The organism is Caulobacter sp. KR2-114 (genome assembly GCF_049446115.1).
In the GTDB taxonomy this organism is placed as follows: domain Bacteria; phylum Pseudomonadota; class Alphaproteobacteria; order Caulobacterales; family Caulobacteraceae; genus Acaudatibacter.
The window spans coordinates 545,001-561,230 of the sequence record NZ_JBMSEC010000001.1 but is presented as its reverse complement, the minus strand read 5'-3'; the positions used below and the strand labels follow the sequence as shown (position 1 = coordinate 561,230).

Sequence of the window (16,230 nt, the reverse complement as noted above, 5' to 3'; positions counted from 1 at the left end):
AAGCGCGGTCTCTCTTCCCCCTCTGGGGGAAGTACCGGCGAAGCCGGGGATGGGGGCTCCAGCCGGGCGCCGGGGCCGGCTATACAGCCTCGGAGTTGACGCCGGCCGCGGTTCGTAAGATGACGCGGCCGTCACTTTCGTGATCGATTTCCCGCAGGAGCACGCCGCATGGCCGCCGAACGCTACGACTACATCATCATCGGCGCCGGCTCGGCCGGGTGCGTGCTGGCCAACCGGCTGTCGGCCGATCCCTCGACCAAGGTGCTGCTGCTGGAAGCCGGCGGCAAGGACAACTCGATCCTGGTGAAGATGCCGGCCGGCGTCGGCGGCCTGATCCAGGCCAAGGGCGACTACAACTGGGGCTTCTGGACCGAGCCGGAGCCGCAGCTGGAGAACCGCAAGCTGTGGTGGCCGCGCGGCAAGGGCTGGGGCGGCTCGTCCTCGATCAACGGCATGATCTACATCCGCGGCCACGCCCGCGACTACGACCAGTGGCGGCAGATGGGCCTGTCGGGCTGGGGCTACGCCGACGTCCTGCCGTACTTCAAGCGCGCGGAGTCGCTGGAAGGCGGCGGCGACGACTATCACGGCGCCGACGGGCCGCTCCACATCTCCAAGGCCTCCTCGCCCAGCCCGATCTATTCCAGCTTCATCAAGGCGGGGGCCGAGGCGGGCTATCTGACCACGCCCGACTTCAACGGCTACCAGCAGGAGGGCTTCGGGCCGTACCAGCTGACCATCAAGGACGGCCAGCGCTGGAGCGCGGCCGCCGCCTACCTGCGCCCGGTGGTCACCCGCAAGAACCTGATCTCGGCGATCGGCGCGCGCACCACCAAGATCCTGGTGGAAAAGGGCCGCGCGGTGGGCGTGGTGTTCGTACAGGACGGCGAGACCCACACCGTCCACTGCGACGGCGAGGTGCTGCTGGCGGCCGGCGCGGTGCAGTCGCCGCACATCCTGCAGCTGTCGGGCATCGGCGACGGCGACGAGCTGAACAAGGTGGGCATCAAGACGGTCCACGAGTCCAAGGGCGTGGGCAAGAACCTGCAGGACCACCTGGACGTGATCCTGTCGTGGGAGACCCCCGGCATCAAGACCGCCTACGGCTACAACAAGGGCGTCAACCGCCTGCTGACCGGCCTGAACTACATGCTGTTCAACCAGGGCTTCGGCCGGCAGAACTTCCTGGAGGCCGGCGCCTTCCTGAAGTCGCGCCCGGACCTCGACCGGCCGGACCTGCAGCTGCACTGCGTGCTGGCGATCATGAAGAACCACGGCAAGGACGTGGTCGAGAAGGACGGCTTCTCGGTGCACGTCTGCCAGCTGCGCCCGGAAAGCCGCGGGACCATCGGCCTGCACTCGGCCGACCCGTTCGCCGATCCGGCGATCTTCGCCAACTACCTGGCCACCGAGGAGGACCGCCGCGCGCTGCGCGAGGGGGTGAAGATGACCCGCGAGGTCTCCGGCCAGAAGGCGCTGAAGGCGATCCGCGGCGACGAGGTCGCGCCGGGGACGGCGGTGAACTCGGACGAGGACATCGACGCCTGGATCCGCCGCAGCGCCGAGACCATCTACCATCCGGTCGGCACCTGCCGCATGGGCGTGGCGGGCGACGCCCTGGCGGTGGTCGACGGCGAGCTGAAGGTGCAGGGCATCGCCGGCCTGCGGGTGATCGACGCCTCGGTGATGCCGACCCTGGTGGGCGGCAACACCAACGCGCCGACCATCATGATCGCCGAGAAGGCCGCCGACATGATCCTGGGCAAGGCCGCGCCGGCGCCGCTGGACGTGGCGGTGTTCGACCACGCCGCGGCCTGAGCGCGAGGCCTTCGTACGGGGCCGACTTCCAGGATTTCTCTGCCGCGCGTCCGCGATCCGGGGTCTATAAGGCCCCGGAAAACGCTGCGAGGGAGAGACCCATGGAACATCGCAAACTCGGCCGCTCGGACATCGCCATCGCCCCGCTGATGCTGGGTGGCAACGTGTTCGGCTGGACCGCCGACGAGGCGACCTCGTTCGCCGTGCTGGACGCCTTCGTCGACGCCGGCTTCAACGCCATCGACACCGCCGACGTCTACGCCCGCTGGAGCCCCGCCGGCGGCGGCGCCTCGGAGACGGTGATCGGCGCCTGGCTGAAGCGCTCCGGCAAGCGCGACAAGGTGGTGATCGCCACCAAGTTCGGCATGGAAATGGGCGAGGGCAAGAAGGGCCTCTCGGCCAAGTGGATGGTCGAGGCGGTGGAGGATTCCCTGCGCCGGCTGCAGACCGACGTGATCGACCTCTACCAGTCGCATGCCGACGACCCGCAGACGCCGCAGGACGAGACGATGGAGGCCTATTCGCGGCTGGTGGCCGCGGGCAAGGTGCGGATCATCGGCGCCTCCAACTTCGACGCCGCCCGCCTGCAGTCGGCCAACGCCACGGCCGCCGCCCACGGCTGGCCGCGCTACGAGACGCTGCAGCCGCTGTACAACCTCTATGACCGCGCCGCCTTCGAGGATGGCCTGGCCGCCGCGTGCCGCGAGGAGCAGGTCAGCGTGATCCCGTACTACGGCCTGGCCAGCGGCTTCCTGACCGGCAAGTACCGGTCCGAGGCGGACCTGGCCAAGAGCCAGCGCGGCCGCGGCGCCAAGAAGTACCTCGACGAGCGTGGCCTGCGGATCCTGGGCGCCCTCGACGAGGTCGCCGCCGGCCTGTCGGCGACGCCGGCCCAGGTCGCCCTGGCCTGGTTGATGACCAAGGTCACCGCGCCGATCGCCAGCGCCACCTCCGTGGACCAGCTGCAGGACTTGATGAAGGCGGCCAGCCTGAAGCTCGACGCCTCGGCCGTCTCCGCCCTCGAAGCCGCCAGCGCGCCCGCGCCGGTCCCGGCCGAATAGGAGACCGCCGTCAGGCGATGCGGCGGCCGTCCAGCGCGGCCAGCCGCAGCCGGGGCGTCACCCGCAGGTCGGCGCCGCCGACGGCGCGGATCAGCAGGTCGCGCACCGGGCGGTTGCGCAGCCGGTGGGTGGCCGACGTCGGCTGATAGAGGCCGATGAAGCGGTCGGGCAGGCCGCTGGCGCCGGTCAGCGGCGCGAACAGCACCTCGAAGCGCGCGGTCAGGCCCTCGTCGGTGCGCGCGTCGGCGCTGACCACCAGCGGCTCGGGATCGCGCAGCACGCTCTCCAGGGCGGTGTGCAGCTCGATCCGGTGCAGCCGGGTCCACAGGTTCAGCACGTTCTCGCCGCGCAGGCCGCGGCCGTGCACGTCGACGACGAACTCCCCGGCCAGGCGCACAGGGTAAACGCCGGACGCCGTCCGACCCAGGATGAAGGTCTGCGGCAGCAGGTGCGCGAAATCGGCGGGGTCGATAGCCGTACGGGGGGGCAGCGGCAGGTCTCCGCGCCGCGCACGCCAATAGTCTATCAACAGTTCCGTGTTGGAATGGAACATGACGTCGTCCCACGCCCTCGGCCCATCGCGGCCGCATGAGGGTTGCAGGGAAGGCGCATGCCAGGCGCGCGGCGCCCCAGATCGGGACACTCCCGGGGGGCGCGGCGCGGCTGGTCGTGGTGAATGCGAAGGAGCCGACCCATGTCCGGCAAGACCATTCTGATGGCGATCATCGCCGGCTGCGCGTTCTGGCTGCTGGCGGGCCTGGCGCCGTCCAAGGCCGTGGCGGGCAACTGCTGCTCGCCGCCGACGCCGCCGTCCTGCAACTGCAACACCCCGCCGCCCTGCTGCGCGCCACCGTCGCCGCCGCCGGTCAGCCCGCCGTGCTGCACGCCGGGCCATAACGTCAACATTCCCGGCGTGAACGTCTACGTGGCCCCGTCGGTGTCGGTGAACGTGCAGGCCAGCGCCAGCGCGGGGGCCGTCGCCGGCGCCGGCGCGGGAAGCACGGTGTTCTACAGTGGGAGCGGGGGAGGCGGCGGCTACGCCGCGCCAGGGGCCACGGGCCTGATCAACGGGCTGAACGTTGAGGGCGGCGTCAAGCGCACGGCCTACGAGGCCACCCGCTCGATGTTCAAGAAGGTGGTGATCCAGGCCTTCTGCTTCGACGACAAGGAAGTGCCGCACCCGGCCTCGCAGGTCTCGCCCGATCGCGACATCGACGACGCCTACGACGGCGAGCTGTACCGCTGCATCGCCGGCGCGCACATGCAGATCACCGTCGCCGAGTGGCGGGAGAAGGTCTCCTTCGAGGGCGGCCAGACCATCACCTGCCAGAAGGGCGAAGCCCTGTATCACGTGCCGGGCGGTCCGGCCGGCGCCGGGGCGGCGGGCGGCCATGGCGGCTCGCTGGTGTGCCGTCCGCAGAAGCCGGCCCGCGACTGCAACGAGCGCTCGCTCCTGCGGCGTTTCGGCGCCGGGATCAAGGTGCTGACGATCTGGTACACAGAGCGCTACACGGCCTACCGCGAAGAAAGCACGTCTTCTGCGGCCGCGGTCGGGATGAGCCTTGACGGCGGGGTCGGCGGCATCGCCTACTGACATTCGCCGTGCCGGGTTAGCGAACGCCTGCGGGCTGTTCGCTTTGAAGGGGGCGCTTCCGGGGGGGAGCGCCCCCTTCTTCCGTTCTGGCGCCCCGGACGTGGTCTATTTCGACATCCGCTTCAGCTCGGCGCGGGCCGCCGCCGCCTCGAAGAAGGCGCTGGGGCAGGCCTTGACCGCCGCCTGCAACAACGGCCGGGCGGCGTCCCCCTGGCCCTTGGTCAGCCGGTCCTCGCCCAGGTAGAAGCTGGCCTCGCAGGACTCGCTGCGCGCGTCGCTGGCCTCGGCCTTGGCGGCGGCCCCCACCGCGGCGTCCTCGGGGATCTTGCCCAGGTAGTAGCTGACCATCGGCCCGGGCCAGGCGTTCAGGTCGACGCCGCCCGCCTGCCGGGCCAGGGCCGCCGGGTCGGCCGTGGCGCCCCGCGCGTGGCTGATCCGCCGCCACAGCACCGCGTAGGACTGGCTGGGGTCCAGCGCCAGCGCCTGGTCGAAGTCGCCGGCCGCGCGGTCGTACGCCCCCATCACGAAATAGGTCGCTCCGCGGCCGAAGTAGCTGGAGGCGTCGGACGGGTTCAGCCGCAGCGACGAGCCGTAGTCCGCCAGGGCGGCGTCGACCGCCCCGCGGCCGAGCTCTACCGAGGCGCGGTCGGCATAGGCCTCGGCGTCGTTGGCGTTGAGGCCGATGGCGGCGTTGAAGTCGGCCAGGGCGTGCGACTGATCGCCCTTGTACGAATAGGCAAGGCCCCGCCACACCCGGTAGTCGGCCTCGCGCGGCTTGATCTTCACCGCCCGGTCGTAGTCGTCGACGGCGTGGGCGTAGTCGCCCCGCTCGCGGTAGACCGCCCCCCGCATGGCGTAGCCGAAGGCGTAGTCCGGCGCGAGGCCGAGCGCCGTGGTCAGGTCGGCCAGCGCGTTGTCCGGGTGGCCCAGGCGAGCCTCGGCCTGGGCCCGGTCCACATAGGCCTGGGAGTCCTTGGGGTTGAGGCGAATGGCGGCGTCGAAGTCCGGCAGGGCGCCGGCCAGATCGCCGGTCTCGATGCGCGCCTCGCCCCGTCCGTCGAGCGCCTCGCCGAGCTTCGGATCGATGGCCAGCGCCTTGTCGTAGTCGACGATCGCCTCGTCCGGGTGGCGAAGCTCGCGGCGCGACCAGGCGCGGCGCAGGTGGGCGGCGGCGAACTGGCCCCGACGATGGATCGCCTCGGAGAAATCGTCGATCGACTTCTGCCACTCGCCCTTGCGCTGCCAGGCGATGCCGCGGTCGACCCAGGCGTCGGCATTGTCGGGCTCCAGGCGGATCGCCTCGGAAAAGTCGGCCACGGCGCCGTCGGTGTCGCCCGCCTCGAGCCGGATGCTGCCGCGGTCGAGCCGTGCGGCCGCCGCGTCCGGGCTGAGCGCGATGGCGGCCGTGAGGTCCGCCAGGCCGCCGGCCTTGTCGCCCTTGGCCGCCCTGGCCAGGCCCCGGTTGCGGAACGCCAGGCCGTCCTTGCCGTCCAGCCGGATGGACTGGTCGTAGTCGGCCAGCGCCTTGTCGAGCTTGCCGAGCCCGGCCCAGGCGACGGCGCGGTTCAGCCAGGTGACGGCGTTCTTGGGGTTCAGTTTCAGGGCGGCGCTGTAGTCGGCGATGGCCGAGAGGCGGTCGCCCTTGGCGTCGAACATCAGGCCGCGGTTGACCAGGGTGATCTCGTCGTCCGGCTGCAGCTTCAGGGCGGCCGAGAAGTCGTTCTGGGCGTCGTCGAAGCGGCCCAGGTCCGAGAACACCTGGGCGCGGTCGATCAGGGCGTCGCGTAGCTGCGGGTCCAGCCGCAGCGCCTCGGCGAAGGCGGCCGCGGCGGCGTCGCGATCGCCCTTCGCCTCCAGCGCCTCGCCACGATAGAGCGGCGTATAGGCGTCCTTGGGATCGGCCTTCGCCGCCGCCTCGAAGTCGGCCAGGGCGCCGGCCCAGTCCTTCAGGTGCGTCCGCGCGCGGCCGCGCAGCTGCAGGGCGCTGGCGTCGGCCGGCCGCAGGCGCAGGGCGGCGTCGTAGTTGGCGATGGCCGCCGCCGCGTCGCCCTTGGCGGCGTACAGCAGCCCCCGCTCGGCGTAGGCCGTGGGATCGTCCGGCTGCAGGCGTATGGCGGCGTCGTAGTCGGGCAGGGCGTCGTCCAGCCGTCCCAGCCGCAGCTTGTCCACCCCCCGGTCCAGCAGGGCGTCGGCGTAGTTGGGGCGGCGGGCGATGGCCTGGTCCTGGTCGGCCAGGCCGCCGGCGTAGTCGCCCTTCAGGCGGCGCGCATAGCCGCGCTGGTACCAGGCGTCGGCGTTGTCGGGCGCCAGCGCCAGGGCCTTGGTGAAGTCGGCGATGGCGCCGTCGAGATCATTGGTCAACACCAGCGCCACGCCGCGCTGCAGATGGGCGTCGGGATCGTCCGGGTTGAGGGCGATGGCCCGGCCGAACTCGGCGATGGCGGCGTCGAAGCGCAGCTTGTGGCTCAGCGCCACGGCGCGGTCGAAGTGGGCGTACTCGTCCTGCGGGGCCTTGGCCACGGCCGCGTCGAGGTCGGACAGGGCGGCGTCGGTCTCGCCCCGCTCGTCGTGGAACAGCCCGCGGGCGATCAGGGCGTCGCCGGATGTGGGATCGGCCGCGACGGCGCGGTCGTAGTCCGCGAGGGCGGCGTCCGGCCGGCCCAGGGCCTTCTGCGCCTGGGCGCGCAGCACCAGCGCATCGGCCCGCTGCGCCGCGGTGAGATCGGACGAGGCGAGGGCCGATTCGATCAGCGGCAGGGCGTTGTCGTACTGCCCGGCCTTCTCCGCCGCGCGGGCCGCATCCAGGTTGTGCTGGCCGGCCCCGATGGCCCCGGCGACCAGGGTGTAGAAGACGAGGTTCATCGCCGCGGCGCCCGTTGCCTCACGGCCTTGAGCAAACTCCAAAACCCCCGGCGCCGCAACGGATCGTGCGGCGCCACGCGCCGATTCCTCAGGAGCCGGCCGGGGTCACCTCGAGCTTCCACTGGGCGTCGTCGCGCAGATAGCGCTGCGCGGTCTTCTGCACGTCCGAGATGGTGATCCGCTCCATGTTCGGCAGTTCCGAGCGGATCGCGTCCAGGCGGCGCGGATCGGTCTGCGCCCCCGACAGGGCCGAGATCCAGTAGCCGTTGGTCTCGCGCGACTTCTCGGCCTCCTCGATGCGTGGCTTCTTGGCCCGCTCCAGCTCGTCCGCGGTGATCGGATGGTCGCGCAGGTCGGCGGCGATGCGGTTCACGTTGGCGAAGAAGTCCGGCAGCTTGGCCGGCGGCACCTCGACGCTGGCGCTGACGTAGCCCCAGCCCGGCCAGGTGAAGCTGGAGGAATAGCCCACCTGCGGCGAATAGGTGACGCTCTGTTCCTTGCGGAAGGTGTCCAGCAACCGCAGCTGCATCACCTCGCCCAGGATCGAGACGTTCCGCGCGCCCTGCGGGTCGGCGAAGAAGTCGTTGGTGCGCCAGGCGGCGTAGCCCAGCGCCTGGTCGGCCCGGCCGCGGTGGGTCAGCACGATCGGCTGGGTGTTGGGCGTCGGGAAGTTCACCGGGGTCACCGTGGGGGCGGGGCCCGCGGTGCGCGGCGGCAGGGCGCCGAAGGTGGCGGCCACCGCGGCGATCGCCTTGTCCACGGTGATGTCTCCCACCACCACCACCTCGATCGGACCCGTGGTCACCTGGGCCATCTGCGCCTTCAGCGCGTCGAGGTCGGCGGAGGTGATGTCCTCGCGGCTGGGGAAGGTCCAGCGACGGTCGCCGGCGTGCATCAGCCCGGCCAGGTCACGGCCCAGCACGCCCGAATCCGTCGCGCCGTACTGGTCCAGCAGGGTGGCGGTGTAGGTCTTCATGCGCTGCAGCGCCTCGGGCCGCCAGCCGGGCTCGGAGGCGTAGGCCGCCAGCACCTGCATCTGGGTGTCGAGGTCCGCGCGCCGGGTGACGCCCGACAGCACGTTGGCGTCGTCCTCCAGGCCGTAGTTGGCGCCGTAGACGGCCGAGGCGAACACGCGCTCGGTGTCGTTGGCGCTGATCTTCTTCAGGCCGCCCTCGATGAAGGCGTAGCCGGCCCAGGCCATGCTCTGGCGGCTGGGGGGCAGCGCCTGGCGGCCGGAGCCGATGCGCACCTTCACCAGCACCTGGTCGTCGCGGAACTTGGTCGGCTTCACGGTCAGCCGCACGCCGTTCTCGAAGCGGACGAACACCGTGTCGAGATCGGCCACCTCGCGCTGCTCGGCGACCTTTCCGGCCGGTCCGAAGTCGGCGTAGGGCCAGCTGACGGCGGCCTGGGCGACCGGCGCGGTCACGTCCTTGCCCCGGGCGGTGTTGTAGGCGGTCTGGATCGCCTGCTGGCCGCCGTCGAGGCCGGTGGGCGAGGACACGGAGATCAGCGGGCCGGAGCCCTCGAACGCCTGCCGCACGGCGGCGCTGACCTGTTCGGCGGTCAGGTCCTTGGTCGCCGCCTCGAAGAAGGCCAGGTCGTCGGCCGGGCTGGTCTGTACGTCCTTCTGGCCGGTGGTGGAGGCGATCTCGTCGGCCAGCCGGGGCGTGACCCGGGTGGAGGCCTCGGCGGCGGCGGACTTCAGCGAGGCTTCATCCTCGGCGATCTCGCGCGCGAGTTCGTCCTGGCGCACGCCGAACTTCACCAGCCGGCGCTGCTCCTGCTCGGCGGTGGACAGGGCGTCCTGCCAGGCGTCGGGCTCGGCGGTCAGCGAGATCACGGTGGTGCGGGCGGCGCGGAACTCGTCGGCGCGGAAGCCGACGGCGCTGATGAAGGGCGGCTTGTCGCCCCGGGCCAGGGTCGCTAGGCGCCGGTTCAGCACCTCGAAGCCCAGCCGCTCGACCAGGTCGCGCCGGCGCTGGGCGGTGTCGTCGGGACCGAGGTCCGGCGGGGTCATCCAGTCCATCTGCACGGTGGTGGGGCCGCCCTGCTGCACCGACAGGCTGGTCTGCAGGCCGCGGCGGGCCACGCGGCCCAGGTCGGGATCGGCCCCGGCCGGCCCCTGGCCCTGCCAGTCGCCGAACTTGGCCTTGATCAGGGCCTCCATCGCGTCGACGTCGAAGTCGCCGACCGCGATCAGGGTCGCCCGCTCGGGGCGATAGTACTTGCCGTAGAAGTCGGCCAGCTGTTCGCGCTTGGCGTTCTGGATCACCTCGACCTTGCCGATCGGGAAGCGCTCGGGCGGGCGCTGGCCCGGCATCAGGAAGGCCAGGCGGTCCTTGAAGATGCGGTAGAACGGCGTGTCGCGCAGCCGCTCCTCCGACAGGATCACGCCGCGCTCCTGGTTGATGGCGTCCTGGTTCAGGGTGAGGTTGCCCGCCACCTCGCGCAGCAGCATCAGCGAGGTGTCCACTGTGTCGCTGTCTGTGGTCGGCAGGTCGAGCTTGTAGATGGTGTCGTCGAAGTCGGTCTGGGCGTTGGTGTCGGCCCCGAAGGCCAGGCCGTGCCGCTCCAGGATCTTGATCATCTCGCCGTCCGGCACGCCCTTCGAGCCGCGGAACGCCATGTGCTCGAGGAAGTGGGCCAGGCCCTGCTGGTCGTCGGTCTCCTCCAGCGAGCCGGCGTCGATGCGCAGCCGCAGCGACGCCTGTCCGGCGGGCGTGGCGTTGCGCATGATGGCGTAGCGCATGCCGTTGGGCAGGGCGCCGAAGCGGATCGACGGGTCCGGCTTGAGGTCGGAATGCGCCTGCGGCCACTCGCCGGGCTTCAGCTTCAGTTCGGGTTCCGTGCCCTGCGCCGTCGCGGCCGGCTTGCCGAGCATCGGCAGCCCCAGCGCGCTCGCGCCCGTCAGCGCCGTGGCGCTGATCCCCAGGGCGACGATGAGGGGGGCCGCCACGCGGGAAATTCGAACCATGTGTATTCGTCTCTACCTAGAAAGTCCGTCCCCAACAGCGGGGAAGATGCACAGGCGCGTGCGGCCTCTTCAAGGCCGCATGCCGCCGCAGGCCGTTACGGGGGCGTCGCAAAGCCGCCGGCGCCCCGCCACGGACGCAATCGCCGCCGGAGCGGGCGGCTCGCGGCGGCGACAGGGCTCTGCGCGGACCATGCCGGTCAGTGGTTCGGCTGGGTCACGTAGAAGGTGGCGTTGTTGCCGACCGCGGTGGAGATGGCGCTGACCGAACGGCCGATGCCCGACACGCCGTTGGCCGGGTCGCTGTTGATCGTCGTGCTGGCCGTCGACGAGATGTCGCCGAGGTTGGTCTGGCTGTTGCGGATGGTCATGCCGCCGCCGCACGAGGCGCAGGAGAAGCCCGTGGCCGCATTGCCCATGGCCGTCGAGGCGACGGCGGCGTCGTAGCCGGAGACGCCGGTGAAGCTGGCCTCGGACTGCACGCCGCCCGTCCCGTTCACCTGCGTGTTGTCCAGCGTGATGCCGGCCCCGGAGTTGCCGGCGTAGGTGGAGTTGCCCACGCCGTAGGCCGAGACGCTCGCCCCACCGAATTCGTAAGACGATTCAACGCTCTGCGCATGCACATAGGCGTCGTTGGTCTGGGCGGTGGTGACGTTGAACGCGCCCTGTTCGTTGGTGGCGTTGAAGTTGTTGGCGGTCGCCGTGGCGCTGACGCTGCTCTCCTGGCTGGAGCCCATGTACGCGAACTGCGTGCCCTGAACCGTGCCGTCGGTCTGGCTCTGGTTCACGTTCAGGGTCTGCGCGGAGTTTCCGACGCCCACCGAGGTGACGTTGTTGCCGACCGCCGCGCTGGACAGGGCCGCCACGCTGGAGGTGTTGGCGTCGCCGTTGTTGCCCACATAGGTGTAGTCGGTCTCGGCGTCGCTGCGCGCGGTGGCCGAGCTGGTCTGGGTGACCGTGGCGCTGATCGTCGAGTCGGTCGCGCCGAAGCCGGCCGAATTGGTGATCGCCTGGGTCGCCTGCGACACGTTGGTGGCGACCCCGTCGCTGCTGCCGTCGATGTTGCTTTCAGCGTGGACCGGCGCGCCGCTGGCGGCCTGGGTCACCGTCGCGCTCAGCGTGGCGCCCTGGGTGATGCCGGAATCCAGCGAGTTGCCCGTGGCGGCCGTGGTGCTGGTGATCCCGCCCACAGAGGCGCCCGCGGCCACCGACATCGTGCTGACGGCGTCGACCTGGTTCGGGTGCGGCGGGGTGGTGTTCGGATCGCCCGCGCCATTGGTGGTCTGGCTGGAATGCAGCGCCAGGTTGCCGCCATTGTCCACCGAGCCGGTGAGCGTGTTGCCCGACGACGTGACCACGCTCGTGGCGTCCGAAGCGGTCACCACGTTCAGCGCGCCGCTCGAAAAGATGTCGCCGGACTGGACCTGGGTGTTGTCGACGCTGCTGGCCGGCGCGGTCTGGCTAGTAGCGGTCCCGGCGAACAGGAGCCACATCGGGATCGCGGCCAGAGTGCCAACGCGCAGGATCTTCACGGGTCGCGGCATTGTTCGTTTCCAGGTTGTTGTAGGCGGGCACGAAGGCGCCGGTCGTTCCGGTGGTCACGGCGTGGCCGAGGAAGTCGTCCTGCATGCAGGACTGCGGGCCGGGCATGCCGTACAGATTGGCCACCATCTCGACGGTGGCGCGCTCGAGCACGGCGCGAACCGCCAGCTGCAGCGGCTCCAGGGCCCCGTCGCCGGCCGACAGGTCGAAGGCGGTGTTGCCCGAGATCTTGAAGAAGTTGGCGCTCACCTCGTGGGCGACGATCTGCTTCTGGTAGGAGATGACGTCCACCACCTCCAGCGTGCGGGTATTCACCAGCCGCAGGTCCAGGCCGACGTTCATGATGAACACCCGGCCCGACAGGCCGCCCTTGAGGTCCTTGGTCCCCAGGCCGCCGGCCCCGGCGTCCAGGCCGGACGAGCGGATGTTGAAGTTCAGCTCGGTGATGCCGCCGGCGATGTAGAAGTCCGAGCCCGGCACCTGGCCGGCCAGGATGCGGCGGTATTCGGCCGGCATGTCGGCCTGGGCCGACGGGTTGTCCGAGATCAGCTTGTTGTTGGCGTACTTCAGCTCCAGCTCGGAGACCGAGGTGTCAAAGCGCTCGACCATCGGCACACCGGCCTTGGCCAGCGCGCTCATCTCCATCAGCGAGGCGCCCTGGGTGATCTTGCGACCGGACCCGTCGGACTCTTCCTTGCCGGTGTAGTCGGCGATGCGGCCGACGGCGATGCGCGGCGCGTTGATGTTGTTCTTGCGGGCGTACTCGGCCAGGCACACCAGCGCCGCCGAATAGGGCGTCGGATTGGCCGTCACCGGCGCGTTGCCGGTGGGCTGGGCGTACAGCCCGCTCGGACCGGCCACCGGGCTGGCGCAGGCGCTCAGCAGCGAGGCGGCGGCGGACGCCATGGCGACGATCCGCGTCGACTTCTTGGCCAGGAACGAATGGAAGAACATTGCTTTTCGTCTCCGTTCAGTGCGTCGTCGACGCGCTGACGTTGCCGTTGTTGGTTTGAACCGAATTGACGATGACGGTGTTGTAGTTGCCCTGCGTGATCACCTGCAGGTTGTTGCCGATGGCGTTGGCCGAGCTGCTCGCGCCGACGCCGGAGAAGGTGTCCACCGCGCCCGAGACCGCCCCCGAGGCGCTGAAGGTCGACTGGTCCTCGCCGTGCAGGATCAGGCCGTCGACGATCACCAGGTTGCCGTTGGCGTCGCGCATGCCGACGTTGACCGCATGGTTCTCCTGGCCGGCGACCCGGCCGTAGCCGGCGTTGAAGCTGGCGGAGTTGGTGTTCATGTCCTGGGCGCGGGCGGCGTCGGCCGCGGCGCCCGAGACAGCGGCCACCGCCACCAGGACGGCCCATCTGGCCTTGTCGATCATCCTTGCCCCTCCGGCCCTCACGCGACACCCGCTGCCGCGCAGGCGCCCGTTCAGAAGCGGACACAGCGCGACAGGATTTCCTGGCGATTTACCGTCAAAGGTCTCTTGAATTGGTTAAGGCCGACCGGTGTTCGCCCCACTAAAAGGCGACCGCTTTGCAATAGAACGTCGCGGTTGGTTGCGACGCCGCCACGCGAATCTATCCGCCGATCGCCGGTTGAGTCGCCCGGCTCACACGGCGATCACGCATTAGCGCATTGATCCGACGACGCTTTCGGCCGAACCTCGTTCAACGGGAGCAAACGGAGGACAACGCGATGCTCGTGTCCCAGATCTTGAAGGATAAGGGCGACCTGGTGTTCACGGCCTCGCCCGGCGAGTCCGTCTCGGCGGTGGCCGCGCTGCTGCACAGCCGCAGGGTGGGGGCCATGGTGGTGGTCGACGAGGCGCACAGCGTCGTCGGCATCGTCTCCGAGCGCGACATCGTCCGCATCGTCGCCGAGGAGGGCGCCGCGGGGCTGAGCAAGCCGGTCTCGATCTGCATGACCCGCGACGTGGTGTTCGCCGAGCCCAACGAGACGGTGGATGCGCTGATGGAGCGGATGACCGACCGGCGCATCCGCCACCTGCCGGTCTGCCGCAACGGGCGGTTGTTGGGCATCGTCTCGATCGGCGACCTGGTGAAGACCAAGATCGCCGAGGCGGTGGCCGAGGCCGACGGCCTGAAGGCCTACATCACCGCCGGATAGAGCCGGTCGAGATCCGGCCGGCCCCGGCCCGCTCGACGGAGGGCGGGCCTATTCCCCGTGGCTCTCGTGGAACAGCTCGCCGCCACGGCCTGCGGCGGCCTCGGCCAGGCTGTAGCCCTCCAGCACGTCGGCGGTGGCGTCGCGCGCGCGCAGCAGCGCCTCGCGGATCGAACAGGTGGCGAGGTCGGGGCAGTCGTCGCACTTGCGGAACGACAGGCGCGAGACGCACGGGGCCAGGGCCAAGGGGCCGTCCAGCACGCGGATCACTTCGGCGAAGGTAATAGACTCGGGCGCGCGCGCGAGGGAGTAGCCCCCGAACTTGCCGCGCCGGCTGACCACGATGCGCCGCCGCGCCAGCTCCAGCAGGATCGCTTCAAGGAACTTGCGCGGCGCGTCGGCGCGCAGGGCCAGCTCGCCCGCGGTGATCTGTCCGGCCGGCTCGCGCGCCAATTCCACCAGGGCGCGCAAGGCGTAGCGCGCCTTGCTGGAAAGCATGGGTCCTCCTGAGCCGCCCTTTATGGACCCCCGTCCAAGCGTGGCAAGGGTGGCGGGGGCGATTCGTCCGCTAGGCCGTGGCCCATTCGGATCGATGGGTCGCCATCCACGCGCCTTCCAGCCGCACCGACTCGTCGAGCCCCCTGGCGAGGAAGGTGGCCCACGGCTCGCGACCCTCTCCGCCCCAGCCTGTGATCCGCGCCAGCTCGGCCGCCTGGGTGAGCGGGATCTGGCGGACGAGGTCGGCCAGGTCGCAGCCGTAGCCGGCCGCGAACGCCGCCAGTCGCGCCCGCCGGTCGGGGCCTTCGGGAAAGCCTATGCGCATCAGCGCCTGGTCGGGGCGCAGTGGTCCGAGCCGGATCGCCGCGAAGGCCGCGTCTTCCAGGGCGAGCCCCGGCCGGGCCAGCTCGAAGTCGATCACCCCGGTCAGCTCGCCGCCCTGCCAGACCAGGTTATAGGGGGCGAAGTCGCCGTGCAGCACGATCTCGCCGGGCCGCAGCTCCTGCGGGCCGTGCCGCCAGACGGCGGGCGCCGGCGGGACGAAGTCGGCCACGGCCTCATGGTAGGCGCGCAGCAACTGGCCCACCTTGCGGCAGCCGTCGGTCGCCAGCAGCCCCGTCGGCCAGGGCCACAGGCTCGCCTGGCCCGGCAGGAAGCTGAGCATCTCCCGCCCCCGCGAGTCGCGGCCGAGCGGGCGAGGGCAGGGGAAGCCCCTGGCCTGCAGATGGCGCAGCAGCGCGTGCAGGGTTTCGGTCCAGGGGCCAGCCGGCTTTCGCACCGTGTCGCCCACGCGGAACACGCGTCCGTCCTCAAGTCCGCCGACCAGCGGCTCGCCGAGCGCGTCCGAGTCGTCGGCAACGTGGTCCGGGTCGGTCATGGGGTCCCCAAAGGCGGTGCGAAGGGCCTGACGGCGGGTGAGCGCGTCGCGCGGCCGCTCCGTCCACGGCCGACCAAAAGGTCGCGGCGAAGCGGCCGGCGCCGCCGTTTCCCTTGCTGGCCTTGAGGTTCTAGCGCGTCGGGCCGCAGGCGGCGAACACCGGTCGTCGAAAAAGTCTCAAAAATCGTCACCGGCGGGGTTGCGCTGCCCCGGGGCCGCCGATAGATAGCCCCCCTCGCTCGGGGCGACGCCCTGAAGCCACTGCCGCCAAAGCCTTACGGCACAAGCGGTTGCTGAGTTTCAGGGAGCAAACCGAGTGAAGGGGCGGAGCCCCGGAGCACTGGAAATTAGAGCGGAAACGCTCTTGACAATTACCAGCCGCTTCGAATAGGTTCCGCACCTTCAATCGACTCGGTTCGAACTTTTGGGGCACGCCCCGGCGGCCTCGAACTGCTTCGTGCGGCCTGGATTTGAGCTTCATCGAAGCTTCGAAAAAAGGTTCGGAAGTCGGTTGACAGAGAAAAACGGGGCGACTAGATACGCCGCTCCTCGCCGCCACCGGGCGCTAAACGGTGGGGCCGGCAAGCCGGTCGGGTCTTTGACATCGTTGATTTGGAAAGAGAAACGCAGGCGGCGGCGTCCTGGCGATGACCTCTTCGGAGGTTGTCTCGACGCTGACAAATGCGGTCTCTTGAAGACAATACCATGTTGTTCTTTGCAGCCTTCGGGCGGCGACGGACAGATGGGAACTCGTCAATAGACTACGCAACGAACGCGTTCACCGACCTGCCCGGTTGGTGGACATTTCGGTCAGAACGTCAACTCAACTTGAGAGTTTGATCCTGGCTCAGAGCGAACGCTGGCGGCAGGCCTAATA

General features: G+C 70.3%; 12 protein-coding genes and 1 rRNA gene (1 of these 13 cut by a window edge). 5 read left to right on the top strand and 8 right to left on the bottom strand.

Annotation, left to right across the window (positions count from 1 at the left end):
• Positions 1-168 precede the first annotated feature (168 nt).
• Positions 169-1,818 carry a choline dehydrogenase gene (locus tag ACO2Q3_RS02460; RefSeq protein WP_423304812.1) on the top strand — a complete coding sequence of 550 codons (1,650 nt, stop codon included), beginning with the start codon at positions 169-171 and terminating at the stop codon, positions 1,816-1,818.
• A 101-nt stretch (positions 1,819-1,919) separates the two neighbouring features.
• Positions 1,920-2,879: an aldo/keto reductase gene (locus tag ACO2Q3_RS02455; RefSeq protein WP_423304810.1), complete on the top strand. Its 960-nt coding sequence runs from the start codon at positions 1,920-1,922 to the stop codon at positions 2,877-2,879.
• A 10-nt stretch (positions 2,880-2,889) separates the two neighbouring features.
• On the opposite strand, the gene ACO2Q3_RS02450 is transcribed toward ACO2Q3_RS02455, so the two are convergent.
• On the bottom strand, positions 2,890-3,432 hold the full coding sequence (locus ACO2Q3_RS02450; protein WP_423304809.1) for a PAS domain-containing protein: 543 nt from the start codon (positions 3,430-3,432) through the stop codon (positions 2,890-2,892).
• Positions 3,433-3,573: 141 nt separating this feature from the next.
• Between ACO2Q3_RS02450 and ACO2Q3_RS02445 the strand changes: the two genes are divergently transcribed.
• A complete protein-coding gene (locus tag ACO2Q3_RS02445) occupies positions 3,574-4,473 on the top strand; it encodes a hypothetical protein (RefSeq protein ID WP_423304808.1) in 900 nt (299 codons plus the stop codon).
• Between the two features lie 105 nt (positions 4,474-4,578).
• Here ACO2Q3_RS02445 and ACO2Q3_RS02440 read toward each other — a convergent pair whose 3' ends face one another.
• From ACO2Q3_RS02440 to hfaA, 5 genes are all read right to left on the bottom strand, one after another.
• The gene (locus ACO2Q3_RS02440; RefSeq protein ID WP_423304807.1) at positions 4,579-7,335 is read right to left on the bottom strand and encodes a tetratricopeptide repeat protein; all 2,757 of its coding nucleotides are present in this window, start codon (positions 7,333-7,335) and stop codon (positions 4,579-4,581) included.
• An 88-nt stretch (positions 7,336-7,423) separates the two neighbouring features.
• Positions 7,424-10,294, bottom strand: a complete 2,871-nt coding sequence (locus ACO2Q3_RS02435) for a M16 family metallopeptidase (protein WP_423304806.1) — start codon at positions 10,292-10,294, stop codon at positions 7,424-7,426.
• Positions 10,295-10,509: 215 nt separating this feature from the next.
• A complete protein-coding gene (hfaD, locus tag ACO2Q3_RS02430; protein ID WP_423304805.1) occupies positions 10,510-11,853 on the bottom strand; it encodes a holdfast anchor protein HfaD in 1,344 nt (447 codons plus the stop codon).
• Positions 11,771-12,805 carry a holdfast anchoring protein HfaB gene (hfaB, locus tag ACO2Q3_RS02425; RefSeq protein ID WP_423304804.1) on the bottom strand — a complete coding sequence of 345 codons (1,035 nt, stop codon included), beginning with the start codon at positions 12,803-12,805 and terminating at the stop codon, positions 11,771-11,773. The genes hfaD and hfaB overlap by 83 nt, the downstream gene beginning before the upstream one ends.
• A gap of 16 nt (positions 12,806-12,821) precedes the next feature.
• Positions 12,822-13,232: a holdfast anchoring protein HfaA gene (gene hfaA / locus ACO2Q3_RS02420; protein WP_423304803.1), complete on the bottom strand. Its 411-nt coding sequence runs from the start codon at positions 13,230-13,232 to the stop codon at positions 12,822-12,824.
• 317 nt (positions 13,233-13,549) lie between these two features.
• On the opposite strand from hfaA, the gene ACO2Q3_RS02415 reads away from it, so the two are divergent.
• Positions 13,550-13,981 carry a CBS domain-containing protein gene (locus ACO2Q3_RS02415; protein WP_423304802.1) on the top strand — a complete coding sequence of 144 codons (432 nt, stop codon included), beginning with the start codon at positions 13,550-13,552 and terminating at the stop codon, positions 13,979-13,981.
• A 48-nt stretch (positions 13,982-14,029) separates the two neighbouring features.
• Here the strand turns inward: ACO2Q3_RS02415 and ACO2Q3_RS02410 are convergent, their stop codons facing one another.
• Together ACO2Q3_RS02410 and ACO2Q3_RS02405 are read right to left on the bottom strand one after the other, a co-directional pair.
• A complete protein-coding gene (locus ACO2Q3_RS02410; protein WP_423304801.1) occupies positions 14,030-14,476 on the bottom strand; it encodes an RrF2 family transcriptional regulator in 447 nt (148 codons plus the stop codon).
• Between the two features lie 70 nt (positions 14,477-14,546).
• A complete protein-coding gene (locus ACO2Q3_RS02405) occupies positions 14,547-15,353 on the bottom strand; it encodes a phosphotransferase enzyme family protein (RefSeq protein ID WP_423304800.1) in 807 nt (268 codons plus the stop codon).
• Between the two features lie 824 nt (positions 15,354-16,177).
• Here ACO2Q3_RS02405 and ACO2Q3_RS02400 point away from each other — a divergent pair.
• A 16S ribosomal RNA gene (locus ACO2Q3_RS02400) occupies positions 16,178-16,230 on the top strand (it continues 1,429 nt past the right edge of the window).

What these genes read in the sequence shown, in the direction of transcription:
- ACO2Q3_RS02410 (WP_423304801.1), bottom strand. Translation starts at nt 14,476, where the DNA reads ATGCTTTCCAGCAAGGCGCGCTACGCCTTGCGCGCCCTGGTGGAATTG.
- ACO2Q3_RS02415 (WP_423304802.1), top strand. Translation starts at nt 13,550, where the DNA reads ATGCTCGTGTCCCAGATCTTGAAGGATAAGGGCGACCTGGTGTTCACG.
- hfaD (WP_423304805.1), bottom strand. Translation starts at nt 11,853, where the DNA reads ATGCCGCGACCCGTGAAGATCCTGCGCGTTGGCACTCTGGCCGCGATC.
- ACO2Q3_RS02405 (WP_423304800.1), bottom strand. Translation starts at nt 15,353, where the DNA reads ATGACCGACCCGGACCACGTTGCCGACGACTCGGACGCGCTCGGCGAG.
- hfaA (WP_423304803.1), bottom strand. Translation starts at nt 13,232, where the DNA reads ATGATCGACAAGGCCAGATGGGCCGTCCTGGTGGCGGTGGCCGCTGTC.
- ACO2Q3_RS02440 (WP_423304807.1), bottom strand. Translation starts at nt 7,335, where the DNA reads ATGAACCTCGTCTTCTACACCCTGGTCGCCGGGGCCATCGGGGCCGGC.
- ACO2Q3_RS02445 (WP_423304808.1), top strand. Translation starts at nt 3,574, where the DNA reads ATGTCCGGCAAGACCATTCTGATGGCGATCATCGCCGGCTGCGCGTTC.
- hfaB (WP_423304804.1), bottom strand. Translation starts at nt 12,805, where the DNA reads ATGTTCTTCCATTCGTTCCTGGCCAAGAAGTCGACGCGGATCGTCGCC.
- ACO2Q3_RS02450 (WP_423304809.1), bottom strand. Translation starts at nt 3,432, where the DNA reads ATGTTCCATTCCAACACGGAACTGTTGATAGACTATTGGCGTGCGCGG.
- ACO2Q3_RS02460 (WP_423304812.1), top strand. Translation starts at nt 169, where the DNA reads ATGGCCGCCGAACGCTACGACTACATCATCATCGGCGCCGGCTCGGCC.
- ACO2Q3_RS02455 (WP_423304810.1), top strand. Translation starts at nt 1,920, where the DNA reads ATGGAACATCGCAAACTCGGCCGCTCGGACATCGCCATCGCCCCGCTG.